Below are 11,798 nucleotides of genomic sequence, written 5' to 3'. Positions count from 1 at the left end.
GTCAGCCCCCGACGATCGACTTGAGGACCTCGACCACGACCGGCGCCAGCATCGCCAGCGCGTACCCGATCGCCGCACCCTTCAGTGCGGTCTTGGCGCGTTCGACCTCGCTCGGATCACCGGCACACACCAGATACCGGACGCCGGCGACGGTCAAGCACACGGTCGCGATGGCGGCCAGGATCCCAATCAGCCAGTTCCGCAAGTTGTCGAGCACCTCACCGATCGACTTCGCCACCGCAAGAACCGACACCGGCTCCGCCGCCGCCACACCAGCGACCGCCCAGCCCAGACCGGCGGTCGCGGCCACCACGAACAGCAGCCGAGCAACAAACCGGCCAGGATGACGCCGGGGGTGCCTCGGCCGGGCCTCTACGGGCCGGGCGAGACCAGGACACGAGACAGGGGGCGGGGTCATGCGCATTTGCGGTCCTCCTCGGGAGGCGACGACGGCGTGCGGGGGTCTGGTGCGACCCCGTGTGACCGATATCCGGAATTTCCGCCGCTTTTCGGCACACGCTGCCCAACTTTTTTCTCCGGCGGCGCGATCCAGGGCTCCGGAGACGGTGCGTCGGCCGCGCTCAGGGCATGGATTTCGACCTCGCTGGTGCGGGCCGGGTCCATCTCCTCGACGCGGTCCGCCAACCACGCCGCCAGTCGCCGTTCGGCACGCTGCCGAACACTGTGCAATCGCTTGTACTGCTCGTCCCGCTCGGCCGCGATCTCGGTCACCGTCCGGCCCTGCAGCCGGGTGGCCACGATCAGCTCGGCGGCTTCGTCGCTGATCACCCCCTCGGCGACCGCCACGGCCAGCAGAGATTCCGGATCGAGCGACTGCTCGCGGAGCTCCTGCTGCCCCGGGCTGTCGTGGGTGCCCAGCGAGTCCAGCAGCGCGATGCTGTCCGGATCGTCGATCAGGCCGACCGGTACGGGCGCTTCGAGCTCCTGTTTGAGGTAGGCGAGCCCGTGGCGAAACACCGTCCACCGCAGCCGGTACACCACACGCGACCGGTGCAGGTCGATACGTGGCAACTCGGCCAGAAAACCCGCCACCACCTCGGCGTCGATATCCTCCGCAGCATCCGGGCACCGCGCGGTGAGCCAGGACGCCACCGAGACCAGCACCGGCCACGCCGTTCCGGCACACACCACCGCCGCGTCCGCCACGTCGCTGCGGAACCGTTCGATCAGCCACACCCACCCCGCGTCGCCCGTCGCGGGCGGCAACTGCGGATCGAGCAGTGTCTCCTTGAACCGTCCCCATGAGGTGAGCGGCTCGGCCAGCCCCGGCACCGCGTCCGGCGGCACGAACACCGGCCGATCAGCGAGGCGATCGAACGCCACCCGCACCGCATCCAACGCCGAATGCCGACGCCGATCCCAGCTCTGAGAATAAAACCCGCCGCGTGAATCCATTGTTCGACTCCTTTGCTCGATAGGGGATGAATCCGACCGAGAAAGGACACACGAACGGGCGCTACACAAACGCTACAAAAAGCGCACACAAACGCCACACCGCACACAACTGGAACGCCACACGACCGCGACAACACCGTCCCCATCCGCCCGCGCCCACACACCACACCTCACCAAGAAGTGTTATTTACCTGCGCATAGTCATCGGCAGTGTGCTTCCGGCGGAGCGCTACACGGACGTGACACCGCGACGGCGAAACCGCTACAAAAGAAATCCGAAAAAACTCCCCGCACCCTACTGTGCTACCCGAGACGACGGCGCAGTTCCATCCGTGATCACCCTCGCCGTATTGCTGCCCCGAAAAATTGTCCCGACCGCGTGCCGAAAAAGCGGCCTGAAACCGGATATCGGTAGCACACACATTCTCTGCCCGCCACCGGATCAGGAGCGACCGCCCATGCCACAGCCCGCCCGCGCCCCGCGCCACCGCACCGCCTCCCCGGCCGCCGACATCCCGTCGACCCTCTGGGCAGCCGGACCCGACCCGATCCCGCCTACCAGCCGCTGGCCGCACCCGCTCCTCACCCGCGCCGTGCACGAGTTCTCCCGCCCCGGCGACCAAGTCCTGCTCGCCCTGCCCGCCACCGGCAAACGACTGCGGGTACTGCCCGCCGGCTCCGACGCCGCGCTCACAGTCATCGACAGCCTCGACCGGCACGCCTTGCTCGACCACCCCGGCAGCGACAGCGGCACACCCCCGGCGGCCGAGGACTCCGCCCTCGTCCTGGCCAGCCTCTTACCGGACTGTGACGACCCCGCCGGGGCTGGCGCCCGGATCGCCGACCTCGCCGCGGCACGACTGACCGGCGGCGGACTACTCGTCGTATTCACCCGCTGCACCCACACCCCCGACGGGACGCTGCTCGACCCCACCGGCGCGGTCGTGACCGCCGCCCAGGCCGCCGACCTGTTATTCCTCCAGCACATCGTCGCCGCACCCATCACCGGCGACACCGTTGCCGACAGCACCACCGTTGACGCTGCCGACGACGTCACCGGGCGGCCACACCACGCCGTCGTGCACACCGACGTGCTCGTGCTCATGAAATGCACCTACGAGCCCGGCGACACCGCCGACCTCGCCGCGTGACTCGCCTCCGCCCGCACCCGCACCTCGATGCCGGACCCACCCACCCCACCAAGAACGAAAGGGGCCTCACCGTGACCGCCGCCCCCGACCACCCCGACACCCCCACCACCGGCGACGCACCCGCCGTGTCAGTGTGGGCGACCGCCCAATCCGCACCCGCGAAACAACGCTCCGGCCGCTACCACACCGACAGCACCAAACACCCGGCGAAAATGCTGCCCGCCATCGTCACCCACGCCATCGAGGCATACACCCAGCCCGGCGACCTCGTACTCGACCCCATGTGCGGCATCGGCACCACCCTCGTCGAGGCCCTCCACGCCGGGCGCCGCGCGGTCGGCGTGGAATACGAGACCCGCTGGGCCGACCTCGCCCGCGCCAACATCGAACTCGCCCGCGAAACCGGCATCGATCTCGATGCCGCCGTCTACACCGGCGACGCCCGCAAACTCCTCGCGCTCCTGCCCGCCGAACTGCGCGGTCAGGTGGATTTAGTGATCACCTCGCCCCCGTACGGAGACTCCGTCCACGGCCACGTGAAGGTCGGCGCCGGTGAACCCGTCCGCAAATTCGACCACCGGTACGGGGCCGTCCTCGACCGCGGCAACCTCGCCAACGTCGGCATCGGCCGACTGCTGAGCGGATTCACCAAGATCCTCACCGGCGCCGCCGAATTCCTGAAACCCGGCGGACTTGTAGTGATCACCGCGCGGCCCTGGCGCCAGCACTCCGAACTGGTCGACCTACCCTCGCACCTCATCGCCTGCGGCGGGCTGGCCGGACTCGTCCCGGTCGAGCGATGCGTCGCACTACTGGGACGACTCACGGACAACGACCTCGTCGCCCGCAGCAGCTTCTTCCAACGCGACTTCATCGTCAAACGCCGCCACGCAGGGCTGCCGGTCCACCTGATAGCGCATGAAGACGTGATCATCCTGCAGAAGCATGAGAAGCGTTCGGGTTCAAGGAATCTGAGGCATCTTCAGCGGGAACCCAAGGATGAATCGGCTTCATTCTCGGACGTGGACCCGTGGGTTGGCAAGCATCCTGGGGACCTGGCGGCATGAGCCGCACGGGCGCACCCGCGCATCGGTGCGCGGGTGCGCGAACCACTGTCGGGTCCGGCCGAATCCGGGATGGAGTCGCTGCGGCCGAATCCCGGTCGGCAGCGGCGGGGTCGCCATCCCGGTGACAGGGCCGCCATTGCGGGCCCCCGACGGTGGCGATTGCCGATTTTCGCGGCGGTTCGCACGGTGAACCCTTGCCCTGGTGCGCTGGTGGCGTAGCGGCCGACCGTGAGCCCCGGTACCGCCGGGGACCGGGCACCTCCGCCAGCTGGGGGAACCGATCCGATGCCTCCGGCACCGGGCTACCGGACAGACCAGAGGAGGTCCGCTTGACGACTCGATGTGTAGGGAGCGTTGATAGACCGGCGTACGGGCACGGTCATCGGGATATCGACGCGGACAGTTCCGGAAGGAGTGGCAATGGCTGACACGTCGCGCGAATCCGCCTCGGCCCCGGTCGATTTGGATTCGCTGAACCGGAGTGTCACTGGGTCGTCGTCTTTCGATGCGGCAGTTCCCGACGCGGACATCGAGATTCGGATCGCGGATGGATCGGAAGGCGAGATGCTTGCCGGTCTGCAAGCGCGGGTACTGTGGGAGGTCACCAAATGGCAAATGGCCCAGAGCAATTCCGCGAATGGGCAGGACGAAGCGGCGTAACCCGCTCCCGTCTCGACGGTGGAGGAGAGACGTATCGGATCGCGTTCGCGGGCCGCACCTCCACCGCGGACTTGCAGGACCCGACGCTGTCGATCCCGCGCCAGTATTCGAATAGTCAACTCGCGGTGCCCGACGGTGGGGCCATTACTGCCGCGTTCTGGGACGTCGAATCCGGCCGAATGGATCTCGACGATCGCGGGCATTCGGCCAGTCACGAACAGTTCGACATCTCGGTCCCACGCGATGGCGGCATCCAGGATCTGCTCGCTGAGGCCGAACGGCCCGACCGCCGTTTCGATTACGTCATGTGCGAGTCGATCGAACGCATCGCCCGCCGCACCCACACCGGCACCGATATCGAGCATCGGCTCGAGCGCGCCGGTGTGCGGCTGCTGGCCGCCGACGAACCGTTCCGTCTCACCCGTCCTGGTAGCCGCAAGGAGAAGCTCGCGACCCAGGTGTTGACGCGGCGGGTGAAGCAGGGCATCGCCGAGTTCTACGTGCTGGAGATGCTGGAGAAGTCCTGGGACGGGTTCGCCGTGCACACCGAAGCCGGGTACAACGTCGGCAAAGCCTGCTACGGCTACCGCGCCAAACTCGCCCCCCACCCGGTCCCGGCCAAACGCGCCAAAGGACAGAAGAAGACACTGCTCGAACCCCACCCCGACCAAGCACCCGTGGTGCAGCGCATCTACCAGTGGCGGGTCGAGGAACGGCTGTCGTTCCAAGCCATCGCCGACCGTCTCAACCTCGACCTATCACTGAATCCGCCCCCGGTCCCGGTCGATCCCGGTCGAGCCGTCGGCCGCTGGACCATCTCCAACGTGCGCGAGATCCTGGGCAACCCGAAGTACACCGGCCACATGGTGTGGAACCGCCGGGCCCGCAAGAGCAACGGCGGCAAATACAACCCACCCACCGAATGGGTGTGGTCCGAACGCCCCGTCCACGACCCCCTCATCACCATCGAGACCTTCCTGGCCGTGCAGCAAAGCCGCACCCGCCGCGACCCGTCACGGCGCACCTCCGGGCTCAACTCGCACCCGCAAACGAAACGCTCCTACCTGTACCGCTCCTACCTGAGCTGCGACCACTGCGACCGCCGCATGTTCGGCAAAACCCGCCGCGTGTCCGCCTACTACGTGTGTGCCCCCAAGAAGGGCTACATTCCCGACGGGCACCCCACCGGCGGATCGTTCTTCGTCCGCGAAGACGCCGTGACCGAACACCTCAACACCTTCCTCAACCAGCACGTCTTCGGCGACTACCGCCGGACCCTTCTCACGACCAGCGACATCGATGCCACAACCCGCCGCGACCGCTGCCAGCAACTGGCCGCTCTGCACCGCGATATCGCCGACATCGAAACCAAGGGCAAACGGCTGATTCGCAGCCTCGAATTGGTCGACGAACCCGACCAGGAACTCATCCGCGACATCAACGAACGTCGCGCTGAACTCCGCGACCAGCAAGCCCAGCTCCGCAACCGTCTCGCCGAGCTGGAAGCCGAACAGATGCTCACCCCGAACCCGGCACTGATTGACTCCCTGCCGACTGGGTACACGAGGGTGGAGCAACTTCCCGACCACCTCGCCCGAGCGCTGTTCGAAGCCCTACGACTGGAGATCCGCTACAACAAAACCCACAACCGCGTGACCTACCGCATCACCCTCACCAGCCAGACCATCGCCGCCGCACACCGCAGCGCACACGATGCAGTAGTCATCCCGCTCACCCGCAACAACCACACAACCCGCCAACACAAAACAACACCGCCACGCCACACAGCGCGCGGCGGTGCCGTTCCCATGTTCGATGTGCCCCCGGCAGGAATCGAACCTGCGACCTAGGGATTAGAAGGCCCTTGCTCTATCCAACTGAGCTACGGAGGCATTGCAGGCACCACACACCATGCCGCGTTCGCCGCACGGTGTCCAGCGAGTTCAGTATAGCGAGCGTCCAGAAGGGGTCTCGGCAGCCGACGGGCAACTCGCGGGCATGTCAGCAGCGTCACAGCGGCCGGTGCGGGCGTCGGGGCGGGGCGGTCGGGGGTGGGGGAATCGAACTAGGCTGGGCCGCATGTCGTCGCCGCAGGACCCGTCCGCCGAACCTGATTCCCAGGCCGTGCGGTCGGAGTCGGTGGCGATGCTCCCGGTGTTGACCGCCGTCGCCACGGCGCTGGCCGCGCTCGTCGCGCCCCTGGTGGTGAGCCTGTCCGCAGCTCAGGCGCTGACGCTGCTCGGCATTCCCGATCCGGGGCCGCTGACCACCTACGGTCTGCCGGTGGTCCGCGCGATCGCCGATCTGAGCGCGGCGGTGGCGATCGGGTCGCTGCTGTTCGCGGCATTCCTCACGCCGCCGCAGCGTAGTGGACTGCTGGACGTGGGCGGGTACCGGGCGCTGCATCGGGCCGGGATCGCGGCGCTGGGGTGGGCGGGCGCGGCGCTGCTGCTGGTGCCGCTGACGCTGTCGGACACCACCGGGCAACCCGTGCGCGCGGTGCTGCGGCCGGAGCAGGTCTGGCATTCCATCTCCCAGGTCGAGGTCGCGGGATCCTGGCGGGCAACGGCTTGCATGGCGGTGGCGCTCGCGGTCGGGTGCCGCCTCGCGCTGCGCTGGGGCTGGACGCCGCCGCTGTTCGGCTGGGCGGTGCTGTGCCTACTGCCGGTCGCGCTCACCGGGCACTCCTCTTCCGGCGGCTCGCACGATGTCGCCACCAACAGCCTGATCCTGCATCTGGTGGCGATGTCACTGTGGGTGGGCGGTCTGTTCGCGGTGCTCGCCTACGCCGTGCGCGGCGGTACCCACACGGGCCTGGCCGCGCATCGGTACTCGCTGGTGGCGACGGGTGCGTTCGCGGTGGTCGCGGTGAGTGGCGTGATCAACGCGTGGGTGCGCGTGCCGTGGGGCGACCTGTTCACCACCACCTACGGGCAGTTGGTGATCGCCAAGACCGTCGCGCTGTGCGCGCTCGGCGTGATCGGGTTCTTCCAGCGGCGCATCGCGGTCCCGGCGCTGCGGGCCGACCCGCGCGACCGCGCCGCGCTGATCCGCTACGCCGGGGTGGAGGCGCTGGTCTTCGCGGCCACCGTCGGACTCGCCGTGGGCCTGGGCCGCACCCCGCCGCCGGACCTGAAACAGATTCCGTCGCCTGCCGAGGTGGAGCTCGGATACCACCTGGCCGGGCCGCCGACGGCCGCGCGGATCCTGTTCGACTGGCGCTTCGACCTGATCTTCGGGACCCTTGCCATCGTGCTTGCTGTGCTTTATCTCGGCGGGGTGCGGCGGCTGCGCGCCCGTGGTGACACCTGGCCGGTCGGCCGGACGGCGGCGTGGCTGTCCGGTTGCGCGACACTGCTTTTCGCCACCAGCTCGGGGGTGGGCCGGTACGCACCGGCGATGTTCAGCGTGCATATGGCCCAGCACATGCTGCTGTCGATGCTGGCGCCGATCCTGTTCGCCCTCGGCGGCCCGGTCCTGCTGGCGCTGCGGGCGCTGCCCGCGTCGGGTCGCGATTCCGCGCCCGGACCGCGCGAGTGGATCCTCGCCGCCGTGCACAATCCGGTGTCGCGGTTCATGACCCAGCCCGCGGTGGCGACGGCGTTCTTCGTCATCGGCTTCTACGCGCTGTATCTGGGCGGCATCTTCGGCGCGGTGGTCGATTCGCACGGCGCGCATCTGGCGATGAACGTGCACTTCCTGTTGTCGGGCTACCTGTTCTACTGGGTGGTGCTCGGCATCGACCCCAAGCCGCGGCAGGTGCAGCCGCTGACCAAGGTGGGCATGGTGTTCGGCTCGCTGCCGTTCCACGCCTTCTTCGGCGTCGCGCTGATGAGCATGACGACCGTGCTCGGCGCCTGGTTCTACCGCTCGCTGGGCCTGAACTGGAACACCGATCTGCTCGGCGATCAGCGCACCGGCGGCAGCTTGGCCTGGGCAAGCGGCGAAATTCCGCTGGTGCTGGTGATGCTGGCGCTGCTGATCCAGTGGTCGCGCAGCGACGATCGGATGGCCAAGCGGCTGGACCGGGCCGCCGAGCGCGATCACGACGCCGATCTCGCCGCGCACAATGCCATGTACGCCGAGCTGGCGCGGCGGGACCGGGAGGTCAAGCCGTGACCGAGGCGTCGCCGACGCGAAAAGTGAAGCGGCTGTACCGGTCCGACGTGCGGAACGCCCGGCTGCGCCTGGGCCGCCGGGTCCGCGTCACGCCGGTGTTCCACACCGAGGTGACCGGTCCGCACGGGCCGGTCAAGGTGACGTTCAAGCTCGAGTACCTGCAGCACGGCGGCACCTTCAAGGTGCGGGGCAGCCTGAACGCGCTGCTGGACGTCCCCGACGACGGGCGCGGCGTCGTCATCGCCTCCGGCGGGAACGCCGGTATCGCCGCGGCGCTGGCCTGCGCCGTGCAGGGCCGCGCGTGCACGGTGGTGGTGCCGGAGTCGGCGCCGCACACCAAGGTGGCCGCGATGTGGGCCTACGGCGCCGAAGTGCTGTGGCACGGAACGACTTACGCCGATGCGAGGGGATTCGCCGACGCCCTCGTCGCCGAGCGCGGGGCGCTGCAGCTGCACGCCTACGACCTGCCCGCCGTGGTGGCCGGGGCCGGTGTGGTGGGGCTGGAGATCGAGCGGCAGGTGCGCGGGCGGCCGCCGGTGCTGGTGGCCGTGGGCGGCGGCGGGCTGGCCGCCGGGATCGCGGCGGCGCAGGGGCTGCGCGGGCGGGTGGTCGGCGTCGAACCGAAGGGCGCGCCCACCCTGCACGCCGCGCTGGCCGCGGGGCGACCGGTGGACGTGCACGTCAACAGCATCGCCGCGGATGCCTTGGGCGCCACCAGGATCGGCGATATCGCGCTGGAGGTCGCGACCCGGTATTCGATGGGCTCGGTGCTGGTGACCGACGATGCGATCGCGATGGCGCGCGAATACCTGTGGCGGGAGTTCCGGATCGTGGTGGAACCGGCGGGCGCGACGGCGCTGGCCGCGATCCAGAGCGGGGCGTACGTGCCGGAGCCGGGGGAGCGGCCGGTGATCGTCCTGTGCGGGGCCAACACGGACCTGGCGACGATGTAGCGCGACCCGAGCAACCGGAACATCGGGTATTCACAATCCGGAATTCCATCCCCAGAACCGGATTCGGGCTGTCGCGCGGGCGGCGGATCGAGCAGGCTGGAGGTGCTTCCGGAACGGAGGGGGCGGCCGGGATTCGAGGTCGCCGGGGTCCGAATGGCCGATTCGGCCGACTTGTCGAGGGGTGGAATCATGTACGAGGCGAATACGGCCGTCATCGGCACGGTGGTCACGCATCCGGTGCGGCGGAGCCTGCCCGGCGGGGAGCAGGTGGTCACCTTCCGGGTGGCCAGCACCGCCCGGCGCTTCGACCGCGACCGCGGCGAATGGGTCGACAACGGCAGCCTGTTCATCACGATCAGCTGCTGGCGGCGCCTGGTCGAGGGCGTGGACGCCTCGCTGCGCCGGGGCGATCCGGTCATCGCCTACGGGCAGCTGCGCACCAACGAGTACCGCACCCGGGACGGGGCGGAGCGGCACGATCTGGAGATGCGGGCCAGCGCGGTCGGCCCGGATCTGGGCCGCTGCTCGGCCACCGTGACGCGCCGCCGATCCGGGAACTCCGCCGAGTTCCCGGCCGTTGAGCCTGCGGCCGACGGTGGACCGGTCGAGCCCGTCGCCGGGGAGCCTCTCGCCGCCGCCCCGGCCGACCCCGGCCGACAGGGGGCCGGAGCCGCTCAAACTCGTTGACTACCTGGGGGAATTCGCCAGCCGGGTAAAGTCGATCGCTTCGGAACTACTAGGGTGATGCACATGGCAGAGTTCATTTACCAAATGCGCAAGGTTCGCAAGGCGCACGGAGACAAGGTCGTCCTCGATGACGTGAACTTGAACTTCCTCCCCGGCGCCAAGATCGGCGTGGTCGGTCCGAACGGCGCCGGTAAATCGAGCGTGCTGAAGATCATGGCGGGGCTGGATCAGCCGAACAACGGCGACGCCTGGCTCGCCCCCGGCGCGACCGTCGGCATCCTGCAGCAGGAGCCGCCCCTGAACGAGGAGAAGACGGTTCGCGGCAACGTCGAGGAGGGCCTCGGCGAGATCAAGGTGAAGCTGGACCGCTTCAACGAGATCGCCGAGCTGATGGCCACCGACTACTCCGACGAGCTCATGGAAGAGATGGGCAAGCTGCAGGAGGACCTCGACCACGCCGACGCCTGGGATCTCGACTCCCAGCTGGAGCAGGCGATGGACGCGCTGCGCTGCCCGCCGCCGGAGGAGCCGGTCACCAACCTGTCCGGTGGTGAGCGCCGCCGCGTCGCGCTGTGCAAGCTGCTGCTGAGCAAGCCCGACCTGCTGCTGCTCGACGAGCCCACCAACCATCTCGACGCCGAGTCGGTGCTGTGGCTGGAGCAGTTCTTGGCCCAGTACGCGGGCGCCGTTCTGGCCGTGACCCACGACCGGTACTTCCTCGACAATGTCGCGGGCTGGATCCTCGAGCTGGATCGCGGCCGCACCTACCCCTATGAGGGCAACTACTCCACCTACCTGGAAAAGAAGGCCGAGCGCCTGGAGGTGCAGGGCAAGAAGGACCAGAAGCTGCAGAAGCGGCTGAAGGACGAGCTGGCGTGGGTGCGTTCCGGCGCCAAGGCGCGGCAGGCCAAGAACAAGGCCCGCCTCGGCCGGTACGAGGAGATGGCGGCCGAGGCCGAGAAGATGCGGAAGCTGGACTTCGAGGAGATCCAGATTCCGGCCGGTCCGCGCCTGGGCAATGTGGTCGTCGAGGTCGAGCACCTCGACAAGGGCTTCGGCGACCGGCAGCTGATCAAGGATCTGTCGTTCACGTTGCCGCGCAATGGCATTGTCGGCGTCATCGGCCCCAACGGTGTCGGCAAGTCGACGCTGTTCAAGACCATCGTCGGGCTCGAGCAGGCCGACAGCGGCACGGTGAAGATCGGCGACACGGTCAAGCTGAGCTATGTCGACCAGAACCGCGCGGGCATCGACCCGAACAAGACGGTGTGGCAGGTCGTTTCCGAGGGACTGGATTTCATCCACGTCGGCAGCCAGGAAATGCCGTCACGCGCTTATGTGTCCGCTTTCGGCTTCAAGGGCCCGGATCAGCAGAAGCCCGCGGGTGTGCTGTCCGGTGGTGAGCGCAACCGCCTGAACCTGGCGATGACGCTGAAGCAGGGCGGCAACCTGATCCTGCTCGACGAGCCCACCAACGACCTCGACGTCGAGACCCTGTCGTCGCTGGAGAACGCGCTCGAGCAGTTCGCGGGCTGTTCGGTGGTCATCTCCCACGACCGCTGGTTCCTCGACCGCACCTGCACGCACATCCTCGCGTGGGAGGGCAACGACGACAACGAGGCCGCCTGGTTCTGGTTCGAGGGCAACTTCGAGGCCTACGAGGCCAACAAGATCGAGCGGCTGGGGCCGGAGGCGGCACGTCCGCACCGGGTCACCCACCGCAAGCTCACTCGCGACTAGGGCCC

General features: G+C 68.4%; 10 protein-coding genes and 1 tRNA gene. 8 read left to right on the top strand and 3 right to left on the bottom strand.

Annotation, left to right across the window (positions count from 1 at the left end; translation table 11 throughout):
• Window position 1: 1 nt before the first annotated feature.
• On the bottom strand, window positions 2-313 hold the full coding sequence (locus ACYVLQ_RS07450) for a pilin (RefSeq protein ID WP_460696644.1): 312 nt from the start codon (window positions 311-313) through the stop codon (window positions 2-4).
• 101 nt (window positions 314-414) lie between these two features.
• On the bottom strand, window positions 415-1,416 hold the full coding sequence (locus tag ACYVLQ_RS07445) for a sigma-70 RNA polymerase sigma factor region 4 domain-containing protein (RefSeq protein WP_460696643.1): 1,002 nt from the start codon (window positions 1,414-1,416) through the stop codon (window positions 415-417).
• A 458-nt stretch (window positions 1,417-1,874) separates the two neighbouring features.
• Here ACYVLQ_RS07445 and ACYVLQ_RS07440 point away from each other — a divergent pair, with 458 nt between their 5' ends.
• From ACYVLQ_RS07440 to ACYVLQ_RS07425, 4 genes are all read left to right on the top strand, one after another.
• On the top strand, window positions 1,875-2,567 hold the full coding sequence (locus ACYVLQ_RS07440; RefSeq protein WP_460696642.1) for a hypothetical protein: 693 nt from the start codon (window positions 1,875-1,877) through the stop codon (window positions 2,565-2,567).
• A complete protein-coding gene (locus ACYVLQ_RS07435) occupies window positions 2,525-3,634 on the top strand; it encodes a TRM11 family SAM-dependent methyltransferase (RefSeq protein ID WP_460696641.1) in 1,110 nt (369 codons plus the stop codon). The genes ACYVLQ_RS07440 and ACYVLQ_RS07435 overlap by 43 nt, the downstream gene beginning before the upstream one ends.
• Window positions 3,635-4,054: 420 nt before the next feature.
• Window positions 4,055-4,294 (top strand): hypothetical protein, encoded by a 240-nt coding sequence (locus ACYVLQ_RS07430; protein ID WP_460696640.1) that lies wholly within the window; start codon window positions 4,055-4,057, stop codon window positions 4,292-4,294.
• A 125-nt stretch (window positions 4,295-4,419) separates the two neighbouring features.
• Window positions 4,420-6,144, top strand: a complete 1,725-nt coding sequence (locus tag ACYVLQ_RS07425; protein ID WP_460696639.1) for a recombinase family protein — start codon at window positions 4,420-4,422, stop codon at window positions 6,142-6,144.
• Here the strand turns inward: ACYVLQ_RS07425 and ACYVLQ_RS07420 are convergent.
• Window positions 6,113-6,186, bottom strand: a tRNA-Arg gene (locus tag ACYVLQ_RS07420). The genes ACYVLQ_RS07425 and ACYVLQ_RS07420 overlap by 32 nt on opposite strands.
• Before the next feature lie 187 nt (window positions 6,187-6,373).
• On the opposite strand from ACYVLQ_RS07420, the gene ACYVLQ_RS07415 reads away from it, so the two are divergent.
• From ACYVLQ_RS07415 to ettA, 4 genes are all read left to right on the top strand, one after another.
• Window positions 6,374-8,413, top strand: a complete 2,040-nt coding sequence (locus ACYVLQ_RS07415; RefSeq protein WP_460696638.1) for a cytochrome c oxidase assembly protein — start codon at window positions 6,374-6,376, stop codon at window positions 8,411-8,413.
• Window positions 8,410-9,366 carry a serine/threonine dehydratase gene (locus ACYVLQ_RS07410; protein ID WP_460696637.1) on the top strand — a complete coding sequence of 319 codons (957 nt, stop codon included), beginning with the start codon at window positions 8,410-8,412 and terminating at the stop codon, window positions 9,364-9,366. Before ACYVLQ_RS07415 ends, ACYVLQ_RS07410 begins: the two co-directional genes overlap by 4 nt.
• Before the next feature lie 189 nt (window positions 9,367-9,555).
• A complete protein-coding gene (gene ssb / locus ACYVLQ_RS07405) occupies window positions 9,556-10,053 on the top strand; it encodes a single-stranded DNA-binding protein (RefSeq protein WP_460696636.1) in 498 nt (165 codons plus the stop codon).
• A gap of 63 nt (window positions 10,054-10,116) precedes the next feature.
• Window positions 10,117-11,793: an energy-dependent translational throttle protein EttA gene (ettA, locus tag ACYVLQ_RS07400; RefSeq protein WP_460696635.1), complete on the top strand. Its 1,677-nt coding sequence runs from the start codon at window positions 10,117-10,119 to the stop codon at window positions 11,791-11,793.
• Window positions 11,794-11,798 lie beyond the last annotated feature (5 nt).

The organism is Nocardia thraciensis, from assembly GCF_054782435.1.
The sequence above is the reverse complement of the archived record's forward strand: the minus strand, read 5'-3'. Positions and strand labels throughout refer to the sequence as shown.

What these genes read in the sequence shown, in the direction of transcription:
- ACYVLQ_RS07445 (WP_460696643.1), bottom strand. Translation starts at nt 1,416, where the DNA reads ATGGATTCACGCGGCGGGTTTTATTCTCAGAGCTGGGATCGGCGTCGG.
- ACYVLQ_RS07440 (WP_460696642.1), top strand. Translation starts at nt 1,875, where the DNA reads ATGCCACAGCCCGCCCGCGCCCCGCGCCACCGCACCGCCTCCCCGGCC.
- ACYVLQ_RS07435 (WP_460696641.1), top strand. Translation starts at nt 2,525, where the DNA reads ATGCACCTACGAGCCCGGCGACACCGCCGACCTCGCCGCGTGACTCGC.
- ACYVLQ_RS07430 (WP_460696640.1), top strand. Translation starts at nt 4,055, where the DNA reads ATGGCTGACACGTCGCGCGAATCCGCCTCGGCCCCGGTCGATTTGGAT.
- ACYVLQ_RS07415 (WP_460696638.1), top strand. Translation starts at nt 6,374, where the DNA reads ATGTCGTCGCCGCAGGACCCGTCCGCCGAACCTGATTCCCAGGCCGTG.
- ssb (WP_460696636.1), top strand. Translation starts at nt 9,556, where the DNA reads ATGTACGAGGCGAATACGGCCGTCATCGGCACGGTGGTCACGCATCCG.
- ettA (WP_460696635.1), top strand. Translation starts at nt 10,117, where the DNA reads ATGGCAGAGTTCATTTACCAAATGCGCAAGGTTCGCAAGGCGCACGGA.